Below are 20,588 nucleotides of genomic sequence, written 5' to 3'. Positions count from 1 at the left end.
ATGAGCGGCAAGCCCCCAGCAATATTCCTCATGGGCCCGACGGCGGCCGGCAAGACCGACCTGGCCATCGAGCTGACCAAGGCCCTGCCCTGCGAGCTGATCAGTGTCGATTCGGCGCTGGTCTACCGCGGGATGGACATCGGTACCGCCAAGCCTTCCAAAGAGCTGCTTGCGGCTCACCCACACCGTTTGATCGACATTCTCGACCCGGCCGAAAGCTACTCCGCCGCACATTTTTGCACCGATGCCTTGCAGGCAATGGCCGAAATCACTGCGCGCGGCAAGATCCCGCTGCTGGTCGGCGGTACCATGCTGTATTACAAAGCCTTGATCGATGGCCTGGCGGACATGCCGCCGGCCGACGCCAGCGTGCGTGCCGAGCTGGAAGCCCAGGCGCGTGTACTGGGCCTGGCCGAATTGCACCGTCAGCTGGCCGAAGTGGACCCTGAATCGGCGGCGCGCATCCATCCGAATGACCCGCAGCGGCTGATACGTGCGCTTGAGGTTTACCGGGTCAGTGGCGAGAGCATGACGGCTCATCGCCAGCGTCAATACGCGGAAAGTCGCGGCGCAGACGCAGGCGCTGACGGACATTTGCCCTATACTGTCGCGAGTTTGGCGATTGCTCCTACAGATCGTCACATTTTGCATCAGCGAATTGCGTTACGATTTTCGCAGATGCTGGAACAGGGCTTCATCGACGAGGTCCGATCGCTGCGAGCCAGAAGTGACTTGCACGCCGGGTTGCCGTCTATACGGGCTGTGGGGTACAGGCAGGTCTGGGACTACCTGGATGGCAGGCTAAGTGAGAATGAGATGCGAGAGCGCGGTATCATTGCCACTCGCCAGCTGGCCAAGCGACAGTTCACCTGGTTGCGCGGTTGGTCCGACGTCCACTGGCTCGACAGCCTGGCCTGCGACAATCTGTCCCGCACCTTGAAATACCTGGGAAGCGTCTCCATATTGAGCTGAGTCCCTGCTAATTGCCGTCTATTCTTGCGAAGGGGCGGCCTAATTTATCGATTTTCTTGATTTTCTATTATTTATCCTTACAGGAGTGCGGCATATGTCAAAAGGGCATTCGCTACAAGACCCTTACTTGAACACTTTGAGAAAAGAAAAGGTTCCGGTTTCCATCTACCTGGTCAACGGGATCAAGCTGCAGGGCTCGATCGAATCGTTTGACCAGTTCGTTGTGCTGCTGAAGAACACCGTCAGCCAGATGGTGTACAAGCACGCCATTTCGACTGTGGTGCCTGCGCGTCCGGTTCGCCTGCCAAGCCCGTCCGATTCCGAACACGGTGACAGCGAGCCAGGCAACGCCTGATAGGAGCCTGCATTGTTCTTTGAGCGCCACGGTGGTGGTGAGCGGGCGCTGCTCGTTCACTTGGAAGGACAGAACCCTGAGGCGCGCGAAGACCCGCAGGAGTTTCAGGAGTTGGCTTTGTCGGCCGGGGCGGACATCGTCTCGCTGGTGACCGTGTCACGGCATCAGCCTACGGCCAAATACCTGATTGGCAGCGGCAAGGTCGAAGAATTGCGCGACCGGGTCAAAGCCGATGAAGTCGACCTGGTGATTTTCAATCACACCCTCACGCCCAGCCAGGAGCGCAACCTCGAACGTGTCTTCGAGTGTCGCGTGCTTGATCGCACCGGGCTGATTCTCGATATCTTCGCCCAGCGGGCGCGTACCCATGAAGGCAAGCTGCAGGTCGAACTGGCCCAGCTCGAGCACATGAGCACGCGGCTGGTACGCGGCTGGACGCACCTTGAGCGGCAAAAAGGCGGTATCGGCCTGCGCGGTCCGGGTGAAACCCAGCTGGAAACCGACCGCCGCCTGCTGCGGGTGCGCCTGCGACAGATCAAGGCACGCCTTGAAAAAGTGCGTAGCCAGCGCGAACAGGCCCGTCGCGGCCGACGCCGCGCCGAGCTGCCGTCGGTCTCGCTGGTGGGTTACACCAACGCCGGCAAGTCCACCCTGTTCAACGCCCTGACTCAATCCGATGTCTACGCCGCCGACCAGCTCTTCGCCACCCTCGACCCGACCTTGCGCCGGCTCGAGCTGGATGACCTTGGGCCAATCGTGCTGGCCGACACTGTCGGCTTCATTCGCCACCTGCCGCACAAGCTGGTCGAGGCTTTTCGGGCTACGCTCGAAGAGTCGAGCAACTCCGACCTGCTGCTGCATGTGATCGACGCGCATGAGCCCGACCGCATGGAGCAGATCGAACAGGTTCTGGCGGTATTGGGCGAGATCGGCGCCGAAGGCTTGCCGATCCTTGAGGTGTATAACAAACTCGACCTGCTTGAAGATGTCGAGCCGCAGATCCAGCGCGATGCCGATGGCAAGCCGGAGCGGGTCTGGGTATCGGCACGAGACGGGCGTGGCCTGGAGCTGGTTGGCCAGGCGATTGCCGAGTTGCTGGGGGATGATCTGTTTGTCGGCACCCTGTGCCTGGAGCAGCGTTTTGCCCGCTTGCGCGCGCAATTCTTTGCCTTGGGGGCGGTGCAGAGTGAAGAGCATGATGAAGAAGGGCGCAGCCTGCTGAGCGTGCGACTGCCCAGGGTCGAGTTGAATCGTCTGGTCAGCCGCGAAGGCATGGAGCCGCAAGTGTTTGTCGAGCAACACACTTTGCAATAAATGCTCGTCGAGGTCGCCGGGCAGCAGTGACAGGCATTCTGTAGCATTGGACGGCGCGCCGTGGGCGCGTCTTTGCTTTATCAGATGGAGAGCGCTATGGCTTGGAACGAGCCGGGTGGCAACTCGAACAATCAGGATCCCTGGGGCGGCCGCCGTGGTGGCGGTGGCGGCGGTGGTGACAAGAAAGGTCCGCCGGATCTGGACGAGGCCTTCCGCAAACTGCAGGACAGCCTGAACGGCATGTTCGGCAGCGGCAAGAAACGTGGCGGCGGTGACCGCAATGTCGGCAGGGGTGGCGGCTACGGCCTGCTGGGCATTGGCCTGGCGGTGCTGGCGGCTATCTGGCTGTACAGTGCCGTGTACGTGGTGGACGAGCAGGAGCAAGCCGTTGTGCTGCGCTTCGGCAAGTACTACGAGACGGTAGGTCCCGGCCTGAACATCTACTTCCCGCCGATCGATCGCAAGTACCTGGAAAACGTCACGCGTGAGCGTGCCTACACCAAGCAGGGGCAAATGCTGACCGAAGACGAGAACATCGTCGAGGTGCCGCTGACCGTCCAGTACAAGATCACCAACCTGCAGGACTTCGTGCTCAACGTCGACCAGCCAGAGGTGAGCCTGCAGCATGCGACCGACAGTGCCCTGCGCCACGTGGTGGGTTCCACCTCGATGGACCAGGTGCTGACCGAAGGCCGTGAGCAGATGGCCGTGGACATCCGCGAGCGCCTGCAGCGCTTCCTCGACAACTACCGCACCGGTATCACCGTCACCCAGGTCAACGTACAGAGCGCGGCAGCCCCGCGCGAAGTGCAGGAAGCCTTCGACGACGTGATCCGCGCCCGCGAAGATGAGCAGCGTGCCCGCAACCAGGCCGAGTCCTACGCCAATGGCGTGGTGCCGGAAGCCCGTGGTCAGGCCCAGCGCATCATCGAGGATGCCAACGGTTACCGCGACGAAGTGATTGCCCGCGCCAAGGGTGAGGCCGACCGCTTCACCAAGCTGGTTACCGAGTACCACAAGGCACCTGACGTGACCCGTCAACGTCTGTACCTCGAAACCATGCAAGAGGTCTACAGCAATTCGAGCAAGGTCATGGTGGCAACCAAGGACGGGCAGAACAACCTGCTCTACCTGCCGCTGGACAAGATGGTCGAAGGCAGCCGCAACACGTCCGCACCGACCAGCAGCGTGTCTGCGTCGGTCAACGATGCTGCCGCGCGTGCGGCGCAGGACCTGCAACAGCAACAACAGCCGCTGCGCACTAGGGAGAGCCGCTGATGAGCAATAGATCGCTGATCGCCCTGATCGCCGCTGTGGTGCTGGCCGTCGTGGCCTGGAACTGCTTCTACATCGTCTCGCAGACCGAACGCGCCGTGCTGCTGCAATTCGGCCGTGTGGTCCAGGCGGATGTCCAGCCAGGCCTGCATGTGAAGGTTCCTTATGTGAACCAGGTGCGCAAGTTCGACGCCCGTCTGATGACCCTTGATGCTCCGACCCAGCGGTTCCTGACCCTGGAGAAGAAAGCGGTCATGGTCGACGCCTACGCCAAGTGGCGCGTCAAGGATGCCGAGCGCTTCTACACCGCCACGTCCGGCCTCAAGCAGATCGCCGACGAACGTCTGTCGCGTCGTCTGGAAAGCGGCCTGCGTGACCAGTTCGGTAAACGTACCCTGCACGAAGTGGTATCCGGTGAGCGTGACGCGTTGATGGCTGACATCACCGCTTCGCTGAACCGCATGGCCAACAAGGAGCTGGGTATCGAGGTGGTCGACGTTCGCGTCAAGGCCATCGACCTGCCGAAGGAAGTCAACCGCAGCGTGTTCGACCGTATGAGCACCGAGCGTGAACGTGAGGCTCGCGAGCATCGCGCCAAAGGTAACGAGCTGGCCGAGGGTATCCGTGCGGATGCCGACCGTCAGCGCCGTGTACTGCTGGCCGAAGCCTACCGTGAAGCTGAAGAAACCCGCGGTGACGGTGACGCCCAGGCGGCCGCCATCTACGCCAAGGCCTACACCCAGGACGCTGATTTCTATGCGTTCCACCGTAGCCTGCAGGCGTACCGCGAAAGCTTCTCCAGCAAGAGCGACGTGCTGGTCCTGGACCCGAAGAACGAGTTCTTCCGCTACCTAGACAAGAGCAAGCCTTGATGCTCTGAGCCCGTTTTCATTGGGGTAACGCCCCGCCTGGCAGCTAAAACACCAGGCGGGGTGCATCCTGAATGAAAAGGGGTGTATGATGAGGCAGCCGGGAAATTTCCCGGCTTTTTTGCGTCTGCAAGGTTGATTGGCACACGGCCAGTTGACGGTTTGGTCAGGTCGCAAGGCAATTCGAGGGTATTGGGTACGGTGGCTGCGCTGGGATCAGTGCTGCCCGCTGCTGTGCGCCGATACCTGCTTTACTGACGGCTCGCCACAGGCAGGCCGCCCGGACCAGAGGGGAAATGGCGTAATGGCAACGGTAGACCGCTGGCTGCTGCCAGATGGCATCGAGGAAGTACTGCCACCTGAGGCTGCGCGCATCGAGATCGCGCGTCGCCAGGTGTTGGACCTGTTCCAGAGTTGGGGCTACGAACTGGTTGTCACCCCGCATATCGAGTACCTGGAGTCGCTGCTTACCGGCGCCGGCCAGGACCTGGATCAGCGCACCTTCAAGGTGGTCGACCCGCAGTCCGGACGCCTGATGGGCTTCCGTGCCGACTTCACCCCGCAGGTGGCGCGTATCGACGCCCACACCCTGCGCCGTGAAGGCCCGAGCCGCCTGTGCTATGCCGGCAGCGTGCTGCACGCCCAGCCGCGTGCACTGTCGACCTCGCGCAGCCCGATCCAGCTGGGTGCCGAGCTGTACGGCGATGCCAGCCCCACCAGCGATGTCGAAGTCATCAGCCTGATGCTCGCCACGCTGCAACTGACCGACGTCGCGGATGTGCACATGGACCTTGGCCATGTCGGCATCTACCGCGGCCTGGCGCGTGCCGCCGGGCTGTCGGGTGCGGTCGAGCAGCAGCTGTTCGATGCTCTGCAGCGCAAGTCGGTCGATGAAGTGCAGGCACTGACTGCCGACCTGCCTAAAGACCTGGGCAACATGCTGCGTGCCCTGGTCGAGCTGTGCGGTGGCCGTGAAGTGCTGGCCGAAGCCCGCGTGCGCCTGGGCCGTGCCCCGGCCAGCGTGCTGGCAGCGCTGGACGACCTGCTGGCGATCGCCGATCGCCTGGCGTCGCGCTACCCGGACCTGCCGCTGTACTTCGACTTGGGCGAGCTGCGTGGCTACAACTACCACACCGGCGTGGTGTTCGCTGTGTTCGTGCCGGGCGAAGGTCAATCGATCGCTCAGGGCGGTCGCTATGACGACATCGGCGCCGATTTTGGCCGGGCACGCCCGGCCACCGGATTCTCCACGGATTTGAAGACCCTGGTCACACTGGGGCGAGCGGAGGTCGTATTGCCAACTGGCGGCATCTGGATGCCTGACAGTGGCGACGCGGCCCTCTGGCAGCAGGTCTGCCAGTTGCGCAACGAGGGCCAGCGTGTGGTCCAGGCTTTGCCTGGCCAGCCGTTGAGTGCTGCTCTCGAGGCGGATTGTGATCGGCAATTGATTCAGCAAGACGGGCGCTGGCAGGTTCTGCCGCTGACCCAGTGAGTTTCTGCGTCGGCAGTAGGCCGGCAACCAAGTTTGCGTGAATGAGGACCAATGTAATGGGTAAGAATGTCGTCGTCCTGGGCACCCAGTGGGGTGATGAGGGCAAAGGCAAGATCGTCGATCTGCTGACCGAACATGCTGCCGCCGTAGTGCGCTACCAGGGTGGCCACAACGCGGGCCACACCCTGGTGATCAACGGTGAAAAAACCGTTTTGCACCTGATTCCGTCGGGCATCCTGCGTGAAGGCGTTCAGTGCCTGATCGGCAACGGCGTGGTCGTTGCTCCAGATGCCCTGATGCGTGAAATCACCAAGCTGGAAGAGAAGGGCGTACCGGTGCGCGAGCGCCTGCGCATCAGCCCGGCTGCGCCGCTGATTCTGTCGTACCACGTGGCCCTGGACCAGGCCCGCGAGAAAGCCCGTGGCGAAGCCAAGATCGGCACCACCGGCCGTGGTATCGGCCCAGCATACGAAGACAAGGTCGCACGCCGTGGCCTGCGCGTCGGTGACCTGTTCCACCGTGAGCGTTTCGCCGCCAAGCTCGGTGAGCTGCTGGACTACCACAACTTCCAGCTGGTGAACTACTACAAAGAGCCGGCCATCGACTTCCAGCAGACCCTGGACGAGTGCATGGCCTACGCCGAGCAGCTCAAGCCGATGATGCTCGACGTCACCGCCGAGCTGCACAACCTGCGCCGCGCCGGCAAGGACATCATGTTCGAAGGCGCCCAGGGCTCGCTGCTGGACATCGACCACGGTACCTACCCGTACGTCACCAGCTCCAACACCACCGCTGGCGGTATCTCGACCGGCTCCGGCGTTGGCCCGATGTACCTGGACTACATCCTCGGTATCACCAAGGCCTACACCACCCGTGTCGGTTCCGGCCCGTTCCCGACCGAATTGTTCGACGAGACTGGCGCTACCCTGGCCAAGCGTGGTCATGAGTTCGGTTCGACCACCGGCCGTGCCCGTCGCTGCGGCTGGTTCGATGCCGTCATCCTGCGTCGCGCCATCGACGTCAACAGCATCTCGGGTATCTGCCTGACCAAGCTGGACGTACTGGACGGCCTGGAAACCATCAACATCTGCGTTGGCTACAAGAACGAGAACGGTGCTGTCATCGACGCGCCTTCCGATGCCGACAGCTACATCGGCCTGGAGCCGGTGTACGAAGAGATGCCAGGCTGGAGCGAGTCGACCCTGGGTGCCAAGACCCTGGAAGAGTTGCCAGAAGCTGCTCGCGCTTACATCAAGCGTATCGAGGAGCTGACCGGTGCGCCGATCGACATCATCTCCACCGGCCCGGACCGCAACGAGACCATCGTGCTGCGTCATCCGTTCGCCTGATCCGCTTTCCAGGCTGATCTGACGCCGCGACCCCGCAAGGGATCGCGGCGTTTTTGTTTGTAGGCCTGGGCTGCTAGACCTTGGCGCATATCCCTGCTGTTCCCGGCATAACCCTTGCTGTAAGAAGTTTCTGTAGATGCCATCAAAATAGTGGCGCCAGTAAACACGAGGGTTACACCGTGTCTGCCATCCTCTCACTGTTACGAAGCCGCCTTTTGCGGCCTGTGTTTGTTGCCCTTGGTATCGCCCTTTTGGTGCAGGTACTGGTGGCCGTTGCGCTGACCCGAAGCACCGTCACCGCCCTGGAGGCTGACCTTGGCGAGCGCCTGGGTACCGACAGCCGCAAGCTTGCCAGCGAGCTGGAGCAGGCCGGGCAGGAGGTGCGCTCGGGCCTCGACAGCCTCTCCAGCAGCACGCGTCAGCGCCTGAGTGCGGGGTTGTCCACGCGCCTGCAGAACGAGCAGCAGCAACTGCGCACGACCCTGGAAAAGAACCTCAAGGATTCCGCCAACGACATGGCCGAGCTGCTGGCCTCGGTGGCGCCGCGGGCGATCTGGGATAACGACGTGCCGGTGCTCTCCGATTTCGCCCGGCGTGCCCAGCGCAACCCCAATGTGCTGTTCGTGGTCTACGACGACGCCCAGGGCCAGCACCTGACCCGCTACCTCAACCGGCAAAACCCGATCAACCAGGCGTTGATGGAGAAGGGGCAGGGCGAGCGGGCGCTGGACAAGGTCATCGAGGCGGCGCGCCGCGACCCGGCGGTGTATTTCGTCGAGGCGTCGATCAACCCGAATGGTGCGGAAATTGGCAAGGTGCTGATGGGTGTTTCCACTGCCGGCGTCGATCAGGAGCTGGCGGCCCTTGACCAGCGTTTTGCTGCCTTGATCGCCAGTGGTGAGCAACTGGTGGGTGATAGCCTCAATGGCGCCGCCGCCGACAGTGGCAAGGCCCTGCGTGAACGCCTGGAAACGGCGCAGGGCAGTGCCACCGCCATGCAGGCCAATACCGCGCAGACCGTGCGCGAAGCCGCTGCCGAACTGCGTTGGCGCATTGGCCTGGGCCTGGTACTGGTGGGCCTTGGTGTGTTGCTGGTGGTGGCGGTGGTGCTGGGTCGCCGCGTGCTCAGCAAGCTGCGCCTGTTGATCGATGCCCTGAACGATCTGGCCGCTGGCGAAGGCGACCTGACCAAGCGCGTCAGCCTCGACAGCCGCGACGAGATTGGCGACATGGCTTCGGCGGTCAACCGCTTCGTCGACAAGCTGCAGCCCATTGTGCGTGAAGCCGGCGAGGTGGCGCAGCGTACCGGCGTCGAGATTGGTGCCATGGCCCAGCGCAATGCCGGCGCCGATGCCGCTGCTGCGCTGCAACGGGATGAAGTGGCTGCCAGCCTGCGTGATCTGTCGAGCATGGCCGATGAGGCGCAGGCCGAGAGCCACGCCATGCAGTCGGCCTTGCAGCAAGTAGTGGACATCCGCCAGGCGACGGATGAGAACAGCCGCACCTCGACCCAGCTCGCCGGTTTGATCGAGAGCTTGGCAGGGCAGGTGGAGACCGGCTCCCATGTGATCGAACGGCTGGCCAAGCAGAGTGAGCAGATCGAGGTGGTACTGACGGTGATCCACGGCATTGCCGAACAGACCAACCTGCTGGCGTTGAACGCGGCAATTGAAGCAGCGCGGGCCGGGGAGACCGGGCGTGGGTTTGCCGTGGTGGCCGATGAGGTGCGTGCGCTGGCCAGCAAGACGCAAAGCTCGACGGGGGATATCCAGGCGCATATTGCCGCGCTGCAAAAAGGCGCCAAGGAGGCGGTGGCAACCATCAGCCAGGCGGGGCTCAAGGCCAGTGAAGGGTTGTTGGTGCTGCGCGAGAACGAGCGCCGCCAGCAGTCGGTGCAGGTGGCGGTGGAGCAGGTGCATGCGGCGATCGGGCTGGCGACCCGCGCGGCAGAACAGCAGGCGCATGGGGCGCAGGCGGTGCGCGGGCGGGTGGAGACCATCCATGCCCAGGCTGAACGTTCGGCTGAGGTGGTGATGCAGACTACGGCCAGCAGCAAGGTGCTGGATGACCTGGCGGCGCAGTTACGGGCTAGCCTGGGGCAGTTCAGGGCTTGAGATGAGTGGGGGAGCTTGTGTTCGCCGGGCGTCTTTCTGCGCCTATCAGATCGAGCGCCGCCCGCGCGGCGCTTCGCGGGACAAGCCCGCTCCCACATCCGTTTCGGGCCAGTTATTCCTGGGGCATTGGCGCGCGACCCCTTGGCGCCCGGCTCAATATCGCGCCGTACAAGCAAGGGGGCGCGCGCCTATATAACAGGACTCACTGGCCCGAAACGGATGTGGGAGCGGGCTTGTCCCGCGAAGCGCCGCGCGGGCGGCGCTCGATTTATGCTGCGATCAATGACTCAAGGCGTACACATCACGCCTTGTTCAAATACATCCGCGTCGTCAGCAAATACACCGGCAACCCCGACACCACGATCAGCAGCGCTGCATAAGGCGCCGCCGCTGCAAACTCGACGTTGGCGGTATGTGCCCAGACCTCGGTGGCCAGGGTGGTCATGCCGGTCGGGCTGAGTAGCAGGGTAGCGGTCAGCTCCTTCATGGCATCGAGGAACACCAGCGCGAACGCCGCCGCCAAGGCTGGGAAGATGATCGGCAGCGTCACCCGGCAAAACGCCGTGAAGCTGCTGGCGCCCAGGGTGCGCGCGGCCTCTTCGAGGGTGGGCGAGGCCTTGTTCAAGGCGGTGCGTACCGGGGCCTGGGCCAGCGGCAGGAACAGCAACCCGTAGGCCAGCAACAACAGGGCAGTGGTCTGGTACAGCGCCGGCACATAGTGCAAGGCGAAGAACACCAGGGTCAGCGCGATCACCAGGCCCGGCAGGGCATGCAGCAGGTAGGGCAGGCGTTCGGCCCAGATCGCCAGGCGGCCTTTGTAGCGCACCACCAGGAAGCTGATCGGCAGTGCCAGCAACACGCACAAGCCCGCGCCGCCAAGCGACACCGACAGCGACGTGAGCAGCGCTTTGGAGATTTCCGCCACCGGGAACGCTGCCGACGAGCCGACACTCAACCAGTAGCCGAGCATCGCCAGTGGGATGCCGCTGCCCAGTACCGCCAGGGCCACGCAGAACAGCTGGGCCAACGGCGCCCAGCCGCGCAGGCGCACCGGTTGCGCGCGGCGCGCCACGCCTTGGCCGATGCGCACATGGCGGGCCTTGCCGCGCACCCGCAGCTCCAGCCACAGCATGATCAGGCACAGCGCCAGCAGCACGGCCGAGAGCATGGCAGCGTTGGCGTTGCTGAACTCCAGCTCGAACTGCTGGTAGATAGCCGTGGTGAAGGTCTGCAGGCCAAGAATCGACAAGGCGCCAAATTCCACCAGCATGTGCAGGGCAATCAGCAGCGCGCCGCCCAGCATCGATGGCCACAGCAGCGGCAGGGTCACCTTGACGAACACCCCCCAGCGGCTGCAGCCTAGCGTGCGTGCCGACTCTTCAAGCGAGGTGTCGACGTTGCGCAGGGTGGCGGCCACTGGAAGGAACACCAGGGGATACTTGGACAGGGCCATGACCAGGATGGCCCCGCCGAGGCCTTCGAAGTCCGAGCTCAGCGATACCCAGGTAAAGCTGCTGACGAACGAGGGCACTGCGAACGGCAAGCACAGCACTACGCCCCACAGCCGACGGCCCGCCAGGTTGCTGCGTTCGAGCAGCCAGGCCAGGGCCAGCCCGACCACCATGCACACCAGCGTCACCCCGAACATGAGCATCAGGGTGTTGCGCATCAGGCCCCAGACGAACGGGCGCCAGAGCAGATGCAGGGCCTCTCGCCAGCCTGCTTCCCAGGCCTTGAGGGCGACATACGCCAGCGGCAGCAGGCTCATCGCCACCAGAAACAGCACAGGCAGCACCACCCAGATCGAGGGGCGCTTGCGGCGCGGTACGAAGCGTACCGGCACCGGCTCGGACAGGGCGGCGGTCATCAGAGCAGGCCGACCTCACGTTCAAGCTCCAGCGCTTCCTCGGCGTTGCCAAGGTCGGCCGGCGAGATCTTCGGCGGGCGCAGCTCTTCGAACGGCTTCAAGCCACGGTCGGACACCATGCCCTTGTGCAGTGGGTATTCGGCGGTGGTCTGGGTGATCACGCGCTGGCCTTCTTCGCTGGCCATCCAGTTGAGCAGGGCCTGGGCTTCCTTGGGGTGCTTGCTGGCCTTGACTGCGGCGGCGCCAGAGATGGTCACCAGGCCACCGGCATCGCCGTCGGCCAGGTAGTACAGCTTGGAGTCCAGCTTGCCGCGCTCACGCTCAAGGGCATACCAGTAGTAGTTGTTCACCAGCACGGCGGCGACTTCGCCTTTTTCCACGGCCTTGAGCGCCACCATGTTGTTGGTGTAGGTCTTGCCGAAGGCTTTCAGGCCGGTCAGCCACTCTTCGGCAGCGTCACGCCCGTGCATCTTCAGAATGGCCACGGCCTGTTCCTGGAAGGCACCGCTGGTCGGTACGAAGCCGACGCGGCCATCCCACTCAGGGTTGGCGAAGTCCATTACCGATTGCGGCAGGTCTTTCTCATCGATTTGCTTGGGGTTGAACACCACGACGCGGGTACGCGCGGTAACGCCCATCCAGGTGCCGTTGGCAGCCACGTATTCCTTGGGAAGCATGTTCAAGGTGGCGTCGTCGATCTTCGCCAGCAGGCCCAGTTCGCCCAGGTTGTTCAGCGGCGGCGACTCTTCGGTGTAGATGACATCGGCCGGCGAGCGCTCGCCTTCTTCGATGATCTGGCTGGCCAGCTGGTTGCTGCTGCCCTTGCGGATATTGATGTGAATGCCAGTCTTGGCCTCGTAGGCCTTGGCGATGGCGTCGCCGATTTCCTTGTGCTGCCCGTTGTACAGGGTCAGTGTTACCGGTGCGTCTGCCATGGCGGCCGGCGCGCCGATCACCAGGCTCAGTACAGCGGCGGCCAGGGTGCGCATCAGCGGTTGCGGACGGATCGTCATGCGGGTACTTCCTCGCTTACGGCTACATATTTGGAAACAATGGTAAACGAAATCGTTTCTCAGGTGGCCGGGTGACAAGAAATTCATCGCGAGACGATCGTCGAGTGGTGGAGTGCGCGAGGGTGTAGTGCGCAAAGGGGAGGGGAAACAGAAAACGCAGGCAAGAAAAAACCCACTAGCAAGCTAGTGGGTTTTTGTATGGTGCCCAGGAGAAGACTCGAACTTCCACGACCTTGCGGTCACTGATACCTGAAACCAGCGCGTCTACCAATTCCGCCACCTGGGCAAAGCTTTACATCGTCTGATGAAGGCGACTATCGTTCGCTTTCACACAGTAGTAATAGATCCTTGGTCATCTATTACTTGATAATACTTGGTGCCCAGGAGAAGACTCGAACTTCCACGACCTTGCGGTCACTGATACCTGAAACCAGCGCGTCTACCAATTCCGCCACCTGGGCACACATTTCGTCGAGGTCACATGATGCTTTACATCGCGTTTCATCTCAACTACAACGTCGTCTGTCCGTCGTTGTGGTGCGCACTATACGGACGGTCCTGTAGGCTGTAAAGCCCCTGGTCGAAAAAAATTTCAAAAAATTCAACTTGTTGATTCTTCAGCCCTATTACGACTTCCTCGACTCATTGCTGGGGGGCTGTCCAAGGCTGACATTTCCGGTTTCAATACGCCTATGCCAGAATTCCTATCTATATACCCCAAGGTGAACCCCTTCTGATGGCCGATTGGCAATCCCTCGATCCCGAGGCCGCTCGCGAAGCGGAAAAATACGACAACCCTATCCCCAGCCGTGAGCTGATCCTCCAGCGTCTTGCCGATCGCGGCGAGCCGGCCGCCCGCGAGGAGCTGGCGGCAGAATTCGGTCTGTACGAGGAAGACCAGATTGAAGCCCTGCGCCGCCGTCTGCGTGCCATGGAGCGCGATGGCCAGCTTATCTATACCCGGCGCGGCACCTATGCCCCGGTAGACAAGCTGGACCTGATCTGTGGCCGCGTTTCCGGCCATCGCGATGGTTTTGGCTTCCTCATCCCCGATGACAAGAGCGACGACCTGTTCCTCAGCCCTTCGCAGATGCGTCTGGTGTTCGACGGCGACCGCGCCCTGGCGCGTGTCTCCGGCACCGACCGCCGTGGCCGCCGTGAAGGTGTACTGGTAGAAGTCATCTCCCGTGCCCACGAAAGCGTGGTCGGGCGTTACTTCGAAGAGGGCGGTATCGGCTACGTGACGCCGGACAACCCGAAGATCCAGCAGGAAGTGCTGGTGACCGCCGGTCGCAATGGCGGCGCCAAGATCGGCCAGTTCGTCGAGATCAAAATCACCCACTGGCCAACCCCGCGCTTCCAGCCGCAGGGTGATGTGGTCGAGGTGATCGGCAACTACATGGCGCCGGGCATGGAAATCGACGTCGCCCTGCGCAGCTACGACATTCCGCACGTCTGGCCCGACGATGTGGTCAAGGAAGCGCGCAAGTTCCGCTCCGAAGTGGAAGACAAGGACAAGGAAAAGCGCATCGACCTGCGCCACCTGCCTTTCGTCACCATCGACGGCGAAGATGCCCGCGACTTCGACGACGCGGTCTATTGCGAGCCACTGGGCAAGCTGCGCATGTTCTCGGGCGGATGGCGCCTGTATGTGGCGATCGCCGACGTTTCCAGCTACGTGCGCCTGGGTTCTGCCCTGGACGTCGAAGCCCAGCAGCGCGGCAACTCGGTGTATTTCCCCGAACGCGTGGTGCCGATGCTTCCCGAGGAGCTGTCCAACGGCCTGTGCTCGCTGAACCCGCACGTCGATCGCCTGGCCATGGTCTGCGAGATGACCATCAACAAAGCGGGCCAGATGGTCGACTACCAGTTCTACGAAGGCGTGATCCACTCCCATGCCCGCCTGACCTACAACAAGGTCAGCAGCATGCTCGAGCATTCCCGCACCCGTGAAGGCAAGGCGCTGCGCGAGCAGTACAAGGAAGTCCTGCCTGACCTCAAGAGCCTGTATGCGCTCTACAAGGTGCTGCTGGACGCGCGCCACACCCGCGGTGCGATCGACTTCGAGACCCAGGAAACCCGCATCGTCTTCGGTGACCAGCGCAAGATCGCCGAAATCCGTCCGACCGTGCGCAACGATGCGCACAAGCTGATCGAAGAATGCATGCTGGCGGCCAACGTGGCCACCGCCGAGTTCCTGCAAAAGCACGGCGTGCCGGCCCTGTACCGCGTTCACGACGGCCCGCCGCCGGAGCGCCTGGAAAAACTGCGCGCCTTCCTCGGTGAGCTGGGCTTGTCGCTGCACAAGGGCAAGGACCCGTCGCCGAAGGATTACCAGGCACTGCTGGCGAGCATCGCCGAGCGCCCGGACTTCCACCTGATCCAGACCGTGATGCTGCGTTCGCTGAGCCAGGCGGTGTACAGCACCGACAACAATGGCCACTTCGGCCTGAATTACGAGGCGTACACCCACTTCACCTCGCCGATTCGCCGTTACCCGGACCTGCTGGTGCACCGCGCCATTCGCAGCATCATCCGTTCCAAGGTCGATACCCCGCACGTCAAGCGTGCGGGTGCCATGAGCATTCCCAAGGCGCGTATCTACCCGTACGACGAGAACACCCTGGAGCAGCTTGGCGAGCAGTGCTCGATGACCGAGCGTCGCGCCGACGAAGCGACCCGCGACGTGGTCAACTGGCTCAAGTGCGAATACATGAAAGACCGCGTGGGCGAGACCTTCCCAGGCGTGATCACTGCGGTGACCGGCTTCGGGTTGTTTGTCGAGCTGACCGACATCTACGTGGAAGGCCTGGTGCACGTCAGTGCGCTGCCGGGTGACTACTACCACTTCGACCCGGTCCACCATCGCCTGTCCGGCGAGCGTACCGGGCGCAGCTTCCGCCTGGGCGACACCATCGAAGTCAAGGTCATGCGCGTTGACCTGGACGAGCGCAAGATCGACTTCGAAGTCTCCGAGAAGACCCTCAGCGGCCCGATCGGTCGCAAGCAGCGCGGTGCAGCGCCAACCGACGGCAAGCCCGAGCAGCAGCAACCGGCCACCGAAGCGAAAGCCACGCCCAAGCCGCGCAGCCGCAAGAGCGAGGCTTCCGAGGCTTACTTCCCGAAAGATGCCGTGCAGCGTAATGCTGAGGTGCGCAAAAGCCGCGAGATGAAGAAGGCGTTGATGACCGACGCGCGCAGCACTGCCGGCAGCAAGTCGGAGAAGGCTGGCAAGCCATCCGGCAAGCCGACCAAGCATCGCAAAGGCCCGCCGAAGTCCGGTGCGCCCCGCAAGAGCAAGAGCAAGTCATGAGTCAGCTGGAAAAGATCTACGGCGTACACGCCGTGCAGGCGTTGTTGCAGCACCACCCCAAGCGGGTCAAGCAGGTCTGGCTGTCGGAGGGGCGTAGCGAGCCCCGCCTGCAGAAGCTGCTGGAGCTGGCCGCGGAAAACCGTGTGGCGGTCGGCCAGGCCGAGCGCCGTGAGCTGGATGCCTGGGTCGAAGGCGTGCACCAGGGCGTGGTCGCCGAGGTCAGCCCGAGCCAGGTGTGGGGCGAGTTGATGCTCGAAGAGTTGCTTGAGCGCACCGAAACGCCGCCGCTGATCCTGGTGCTGGACGGTGTCACCGACCCGCACAACCTCGGCGCCTGCCTGCGCACCGCCGATGCCGCCGGTGCCACGGCGGTGGTGGTGCCCAAGGACAAGTCGGCGACCCTGACGCCGGTGGTGCGCAAGGTGGCCTGTGGCGCTGCGGAGGTGATCCCGCTGGTGGCCGTGACCAACCTCGCGCGTACCCTTGAAAAGCTCCAGCAGCGTGGCCTGTGGGTGGTCGGCACTGCCGGCGAGGCCGAGCAGGAGATTTACCAGCAGGACCTGACCGGGCCTTTGGTGATGATCATGGGGGCAGAAGGCAAGGGCATGCGCCGACTGACCCGTGAGCATTGCGATTTCCTGGTGAAGTTGCCGATGGGCGGTAGCGTCAGCAGCCTGAACGTCTCGGTCGCGACCGGCGTTTGCCTGTTCGAGGCCGTGCGCCAGCGTCAAGCCAAGCGCTGATATTCAGTCTGTGCTGGCCTCTTCGCGGGGCAAGCCCGCTCCCACAGGATTACTGCAATGGCAGAGGCTGCAGTTGGCCTGTGGGAGCGGGCTTGCCCCGCGAAGGGTTGGTGCAGGCAAAATATGTTTCCGGCTGTTCAAATAATCGCCAATCACCTTGCTTGTGCGCCACGCCTTCTCTACAATTGCGCCCCTTGCCGAGCTGGCAGGCGCTTATGTGCCTCCCCTCCATGGCAAGACATACAGTGTCATTCACTCCTTGTCTGACCAGCGTTCTGGCAGACTACTAACCCGTAAGGAGCATTCATGCGTCATTACGAAATCATCTTTCTGGTTCACCCGGACCAGAGCGAGCAAGTCGGCGGCATGGTTGAGCGTTACACCAAGCTGATCGAAGAAGATGGTGGCAAGATCCACCGCCTGGAAGACTGGGGCCGTCGTCAACTGGCCTATGCAATCAACAATGTTCACAAGGCTCACTACGTGATGCTGAACGTTGAGTGCACCGGCAAGGCCCTGGCCGAGCTGGAAGACAACTTCCGCTACAACGATGCCGTGATCCGTAACCTGGTCATCCGTCGCGACGAAGCCGTAACCGGTCAGTCCGAGATGCTCAAGGCAGAAGAGAACCGCAGCGAGCGCCGTGAGCGTCGTGAGCGTCCTGAGCATTCTGACTCCGCCGAAGGCGATGACAGCAATGACAGCGACTCCAGCGATAACGCTGACGAGTAATCCACGGACCTTTTGAGGAGCCTATTACATGGCACGTTTCTTCCGTCGTCGTAAATTCTGCCGCTTCACTGCTGAAGACGTGAAAGAGATCGACTTCAAAGATCTCAACACCCTGAAAGCTTACGTATCCGAAACCGGCAAGATCGTTCCAAGCCGTATCACCGGTACCAAAGCTCGTTATCAGCGTCAGCTGGCTACCGCTATCAAGCGCGCCCGCTTCCTGGCCCTGCTGCCCTACACCGACAGCCACGGCCGCTGAGACCGGGTCGTCGACAAGCAGTAAGGGATAAAGCATGCGAGCGTTAGCTGATTTCATCATGCGCGGTCGTGTGCAGGCCACCCTGGTGGTGGTCATCAGTGCAGTGTTACCGCTGTTGTTCTGGTTGAGTGCCGCTGCCGGGAGCCTCGTGCTTCTGCGGCGCGGGTTCAAGGATGCTTCAACGGTCATCGCGTTCGGGCTTTTGCCGGCGGTGGCCATCTGGGCCTTTGGCGACCCAAGCACCTTGCTGGTGCTGTTGGGGACGCTGGGGCTGGCCGCCTTGTTGCGTGCCGGGCATTCCTGGAGCCGGGTGTTGATGTCCAGTGTTGTGCTGGGGTTGGTCTACAGCCTCATCCTGGACACGGTACTGCGTGAAACCTTCGAGGTGTTGGCCAAGGCGCTTGTACAAGCCCTGCCACAAATCGAAGGCAAACCGGTGATCCCCGGTGAGCTGATCGGCCCTGTGCTGGTCGCTTCAACGGCGGTGATGCTGCAGCTGTTCAGCGTGCTGGCTTTGATGCTGGCGCGGTATTGGCAGGCTGCGTTGTACAACCCTGGAGGCTTCGGTCGCGAGTTTCGCGCCCTGAAGTTGCCGCGGGTCACCATGCTGACGCTGGTGGCAGTGATGGTGCTGGGTCCGTTCATCGGGCCGCAGTTTATCGTCCTGGCCTCTGCATCCAGCCTGGTGCTCGTCCTGGCCGGCATCGCCTTGATGCATGGGCTGGTGGCACAGGGCCGACTGGCTGGTTTCTGGCTGGTGGGCATGTACGTGACGCTGCCGCTGATCATGCAGCTGATTTATCCGTTGCTCGTGGTTTTGGCCATTGTCGACAGCCTGATTGATTTTCGCGGTCGCAAGTCCCCTGAGGGGAATGACTCCGCGAACGGTGAAGGTTAAAAGTTAAGAGGTTTTACCAAATGGAACTGATCCTGCTGGAAAAAGTCGCTAACCTGGGCAACCTGGGCGACAAAGTAAAAGTTAAGGCTGGTTACGGCCGTAACTTCCTGCTGCCATTCGGCAAGGCCACCGTTGCCAACGCCGCCAACCTGGCTGCGTTCGAAGAGCGTCGCGCCGAGCTGGAAAAAGCAGCTGCTGACCGTAAAACGTCGGCTGAAAGCCGCGCTGCCCAACTGGCCGAGCTGGAAGTGACCATCACTGCCACCGCTGGCGACGAAGGCAAGCTGTTCGGTTCGATCGGCACCCACGACATCGCTGACGCCCTGACCGCCTCCGGCGTTGAAGTGGCCAAAGCTGAAGTGCGTCTGCCGAACGGCACCATCCGTCAGGTTGGCGAATACGACGTAGCCGTGCACCTGCACAGCGACGTTGAAGCCACCGTACGCGTGGTTGTCGTAGCTGCCTAAGCTGCGCTGACTGGCTGGCCGTCCGCGGCCCAGCCGGTTAACATCGGGCACGGTCCTGTCTTCTACAGGCCGTGCCCTTTGTCTTTTTCGTCCCCCAGAATTCTTTCGTGGCCATGAACGAGATCACCTCCTCCGAACAGCTCGACCTGCAAACCGCAGCCCTAAAGGTGCCGCCGCATTCCATCGAGGCCGAACAGGCCGTGCTCGGTGGCCTGATGCTGGACAACAACGCCTGGGAGCGGGTACTGGATCAGGTCTCGGATGGCGATTTCTATCGGCATGACCACCGCCTGATCTTCCGCGCCATCCACAAGCTGGTCGACCTGAACCACCCGTTCGACGTGGTCACGTTGCACGAGCAGTTGGACAAGGAGGGCGTGTCGTCGCAAGTCGGTGGCCTCGCCTACCTGGCGGAGTTGGCCAAGAACACCCCGTCGGTGGCCAACATCAAGGCCTATGCCGCGATCATTCGCGAGCGGGCCACGCTGCGACAGCTGATCAGCATCAGCACCGATATCGCCGACAACGCCTTCAATCCACAAGGGCGCAACGCCGAAGAAATCCTCGACGACGCCGAGCGGCAGATCTTCCAGATCGCCGAGGCGCGGCCGAAGACCGGCGGCCCGGTGGGGGTCAACGAGCTGTTGACCAAGGCCATCGACCGTATCGACACGCTGTTCAACTCTGACAGCGACATTACCGGTATTTCCACCGGTTACACCGACCTGGATGGGAAGACCAGCGGCCTGCAGGCGGCCGACCTGATCATCGTTGCCGGCCGTCCGTCGATGGGCAAGACCACCTTCGCCATGAACCTGGTGGAAAACGCCGTGCTGCGCAGCGACAAGGCGGTGCTGGTGTTCTCCCTCGAGATGCCAGGCGAATCGCTGATCATGCGTATGCTCTCGTCGCTCGGGCGCATCGACCAGACCAAGGTGCGTTCCGGCCAACTCGACGACGACGACTGGCCACGCCTGACCTCGGCGGTCAACCTGCTCAACGACCGCAAGCTGTTCATCGACGATACCGCTGGCATCAGCCCGTCGGAAATGCGTGCGCGTACCCGCCGCCTGGCTCGGGAGCACGGTGAGATCGGCATGATCATGGTCGACTACCTGCAGTTGATGCAGATTCCGGGCTCTTCCGGTGACAACCGGACCAACGAGATTTCCGAGATCTCCCGCTCGCTCAAGGCCCTGGCCAAGGAATTCAACTGCCCGGTCATCGCCCTGTCGCAGCTCAACCGCTCCCTGGAGCAGCGGCCGAACAAGCGCCCGGTGAACTCCGACTTGCGTGAATCCGGTGCAATCGAGCAGGACGCCGACGTGATCATGTTCGTTTACCGTGACGAGGTGTATCACCCGGAGACCGAGCACAAGGGCATTGCCGAAATCATCATCGGTAAACAGCGTAACGGCCCCATCGGTTTCATCCGCCTGGCCTTCATCGGCAAGTACACCCGCTTCGAGAACCTTGCGCCTGGCATGTACAACTTCGACGACGACGAATAACAACCCTGTGGGTCGGGCTTGCCCGGCCCCACGGGGTTATTCGTG

17 protein-coding genes, 2 tRNA genes and 1 pseudogene are annotated in these 20,588 nt (G+C 62.4%); 16 read left to right on the top strand and 4 right to left on the bottom strand.

Features of this window, described 5'->3' with window-relative positions:
- The 9 genes and pseudogenes from miaA (at position 1) to PC358_RS28460 (ending at position 9,740) form a co-directional block, all read left to right on the top strand.
- Complete coding sequence (gene miaA / locus PC358_RS18915; protein ID WP_033701810.1) at positions 1 to 972, top strand: tRNA (adenosine(37)-N6)-dimethylallyltransferase MiaA; 972 nt, start codon at positions 1 to 3, stop codon at positions 970 to 972.
- Positions 973 to 1,066: 94 nt separating this feature from the next.
- Positions 1,067 to 1,327: an RNA chaperone Hfq gene (gene hfq / locus PC358_RS18910; RefSeq protein WP_003258160.1), complete on the top strand. Its 261-nt coding sequence runs from the start codon at positions 1,067 to 1,069 to the stop codon at positions 1,325 to 1,327.
- Positions 1,328 to 1,339: 12 nt separating this feature from the next.
- Entirely contained in the window at positions 1,340 to 2,641 is a 1,302-nt protein-coding gene (gene hflX, locus PC358_RS18905) for a ribosome rescue GTPase HflX (RefSeq protein ID WP_033701809.1), read from the top strand.
- A gap of 96 nt (positions 2,642 to 2,737) precedes the next feature.
- A complete protein-coding gene (gene hflK / locus PC358_RS18900; protein WP_033701807.1) occupies positions 2,738 to 3,919 on the top strand; it encodes an FtsH protease activity modulator HflK in 1,182 nt (393 codons plus the stop codon).
- A complete protein-coding gene (gene hflC / locus PC358_RS18895; RefSeq protein WP_033701806.1) occupies positions 3,919 to 4,788 on the top strand; it encodes a protease modulator HflC in 870 nt (289 codons plus the stop codon). The genes hflK and hflC overlap by 1 nt, the downstream gene beginning before the upstream one ends.
- Before the next feature lie 301 nt (positions 4,789 to 5,089).
- Complete coding sequence (locus PC358_RS18890) at positions 5,090 to 6,277, top strand: ATP phosphoribosyltransferase regulatory subunit (protein WP_033701805.1); 1,188 nt, start codon at positions 5,090 to 5,092, stop codon at positions 6,275 to 6,277.
- A 56-nt stretch (positions 6,278 to 6,333) separates the two neighbouring features.
- A complete protein-coding gene (locus PC358_RS18885; RefSeq protein WP_008095424.1) occupies positions 6,334 to 7,626 on the top strand; it encodes an adenylosuccinate synthase in 1,293 nt (430 codons plus the stop codon).
- A gap of 515 nt (positions 7,627 to 8,141) precedes the next feature.
- Positions 8,142 to 8,882 (top strand): annotated as a pseudogene (locus tag PC358_RS28465) (HAMP domain-containing protein); the annotation flags it as partial.
- A complete protein-coding gene (locus PC358_RS28460; protein ID WP_371856394.1) occupies positions 8,856 to 9,740 on the top strand; it encodes a methyl-accepting chemotaxis protein in 885 nt (294 codons plus the stop codon). The pseudogene PC358_RS28465 and the gene PC358_RS28460, both read left to right, overlap by 27 nt.
- Positions 9,741 to 10,041: 301 nt before the next feature.
- On the opposite strand, the gene PC358_RS18875 is transcribed toward PC358_RS28460, so the two are convergent.
- From PC358_RS18875 to PC358_RS18860, 4 genes are all read right to left on the bottom strand, one after another.
- On the bottom strand, positions 10,042 to 11,607 hold the full coding sequence (locus tag PC358_RS18875; RefSeq protein WP_033701803.1) for an ABC transporter permease: 1,566 nt from the start codon (positions 11,605 to 11,607) through the stop codon (positions 10,042 to 10,044).
- A complete protein-coding gene (locus PC358_RS18870) occupies positions 11,607 to 12,620 on the bottom strand; it encodes an extracellular solute-binding protein (protein WP_033701802.1) in 1,014 nt (337 codons plus the stop codon). Before PC358_RS18870 ends, PC358_RS18875 begins: the two co-directional genes overlap by 1 nt.
- A gap of 199 nt (positions 12,621 to 12,819) precedes the next feature.
- Positions 12,820 to 12,906 (bottom strand) — tRNA-Leu (locus PC358_RS18865).
- Between the two features lie 88 nt (positions 12,907 to 12,994).
- Positions 12,995 to 13,081: transfer RNA gene (locus PC358_RS18860), tRNA-Leu, on the bottom strand.
- Positions 13,082 to 13,356: 275 nt separating this feature from the next.
- Here PC358_RS18860 and rnr point away from each other — a divergent pair.
- The 7 genes from rnr to dnaB all read left to right on the top strand — a co-directional run bounded on the left by rnr (position 13,357) and on the right by dnaB (position 20,543).
- Positions 13,357 to 15,933, top strand: a complete 2,577-nt coding sequence (gene rnr, locus PC358_RS18855; RefSeq protein ID WP_033701801.1) for a ribonuclease R — start codon at positions 13,357 to 13,359, stop codon at positions 15,931 to 15,933.
- Positions 15,930 to 16,676: a 23S rRNA (guanosine(2251)-2'-O)-methyltransferase RlmB gene (rlmB, locus tag PC358_RS18850; protein ID WP_027592540.1), complete on the top strand. Its 747-nt coding sequence runs from the start codon at positions 15,930 to 15,932 to the stop codon at positions 16,674 to 16,676. The genes rnr and rlmB overlap by 4 nt, the downstream gene beginning before the upstream one ends.
- A 306-nt stretch (positions 16,677 to 16,982) precedes the next feature.
- The gene (gene rpsF, locus PC358_RS18845; RefSeq protein WP_033701800.1) at positions 16,983 to 17,408 is read left to right on the top strand and encodes a 30S ribosomal protein S6; all 426 of its coding nucleotides are present in this window, start codon (positions 16,983 to 16,985) and stop codon (positions 17,406 to 17,408) included.
- 28 nt (positions 17,409 to 17,436) lie between these two features.
- Positions 17,437 to 17,667 (top strand): 30S ribosomal protein S18, encoded by a 231-nt coding sequence (rpsR, locus tag PC358_RS18840; protein WP_003249563.1) that lies wholly within the window; start codon positions 17,437 to 17,439, stop codon positions 17,665 to 17,667.
- Between the two features lie 34 nt (positions 17,668 to 17,701).
- Positions 17,702 to 18,565: a hypothetical protein gene (locus PC358_RS18835; RefSeq protein WP_033701799.1), complete on the top strand. Its 864-nt coding sequence runs from the start codon at positions 17,702 to 17,704 to the stop codon at positions 18,563 to 18,565.
- Positions 18,566 to 18,585: 20 nt separating this feature from the next.
- On the top strand, positions 18,586 to 19,032 hold the full coding sequence (gene rplI, locus PC358_RS18830) for a 50S ribosomal protein L9 (protein WP_033701798.1): 447 nt from the start codon (positions 18,586 to 18,588) through the stop codon (positions 19,030 to 19,032).
- Positions 19,033 to 19,145: 113 nt separating this feature from the next.
- Entirely contained in the window at positions 19,146 to 20,543 is a 1,398-nt protein-coding gene (dnaB, locus tag PC358_RS18825) for a replicative DNA helicase (RefSeq protein ID WP_033702579.1), read from the top strand.
- Positions 20,544 to 20,588 lie beyond the last annotated feature (45 nt).

It is taken from the genome of Pseudomonas capeferrum (assembly GCF_000731675.1).
GTDB classification, from domain to species: Bacteria; Pseudomonadota; Gammaproteobacteria; order Pseudomonadales; family Pseudomonadaceae; genus Aquipseudomonas; species Aquipseudomonas capeferrum.
The sequence above is the reverse complement of the archived record's forward strand: the minus strand, read 5'-3'. Positions and strand labels throughout refer to the sequence as shown.

Bases quoted from the DNA above. Each gene is read 5' to 3' on its own strand.
- dnaB (WP_033702579.1), top strand. From the start codon at position 19,146: ATGAACGAGATCACCTCCTCCGAACAGCTCGACCTGCAAACCGCAGCC.
- PC358_RS18885 (WP_008095424.1), top strand. From the start codon at position 6,334: ATGGGTAAGAATGTCGTCGTCCTGGGCACCCAGTGGGGTGATGAGGGC.
- PC358_RS18875 (WP_033701803.1), bottom strand. From the start codon at position 11,607: ATGACCGCCGCCCTGTCCGAGCCGGTGCCGGTACGCTTCGTACCGCGC.
- hflK (WP_033701807.1), top strand. From the start codon at position 2,738: ATGGCTTGGAACGAGCCGGGTGGCAACTCGAACAATCAGGATCCCTGG.
- PC358_RS18835 (WP_033701799.1), top strand. From the start codon at position 17,702: ATGCGAGCGTTAGCTGATTTCATCATGCGCGGTCGTGTGCAGGCCACC.
- rlmB (WP_027592540.1), top strand. From the start codon at position 15,930: ATGAGTCAGCTGGAAAAGATCTACGGCGTACACGCCGTGCAGGCGTTG.
- miaA (WP_033701810.1), top strand. From the start codon at position 1: ATGAGCGGCAAGCCCCCAGCAATATTCCTCATGGGCCCGACGGCGGCC.
- rnr (WP_033701801.1), top strand. From the start codon at position 13,357: ATGGCCGATTGGCAATCCCTCGATCCCGAGGCCGCTCGCGAAGCGGAA.
- PC358_RS18870 (WP_033701802.1), bottom strand. From the start codon at position 12,620: ATGACGATCCGTCCGCAACCGCTGATGCGCACCCTGGCCGCCGCTGTA.
- rpsR (WP_003249563.1), top strand. From the start codon at position 17,437: ATGGCACGTTTCTTCCGTCGTCGTAAATTCTGCCGCTTCACTGCTGAA.
- hfq (WP_003258160.1), top strand. From the start codon at position 1,067: ATGTCAAAAGGGCATTCGCTACAAGACCCTTACTTGAACACTTTGAGA.
- hflC (WP_033701806.1), top strand. From the start codon at position 3,919: ATGAGCAATAGATCGCTGATCGCCCTGATCGCCGCTGTGGTGCTGGCC.
- rpsF (WP_033701800.1), top strand. From the start codon at position 16,983: ATGCGTCATTACGAAATCATCTTTCTGGTTCACCCGGACCAGAGCGAG.
- PC358_RS18890 (WP_033701805.1), top strand. From the start codon at position 5,090: ATGGCAACGGTAGACCGCTGGCTGCTGCCAGATGGCATCGAGGAAGTA.
- rplI (WP_033701798.1), top strand. From the start codon at position 18,586: ATGGAACTGATCCTGCTGGAAAAAGTCGCTAACCTGGGCAACCTGGGC.
- PC358_RS28460 (WP_371856394.1), top strand. From the start codon at position 8,856: ATGGCTTCGGCGGTCAACCGCTTCGTCGACAAGCTGCAGCCCATTGTG.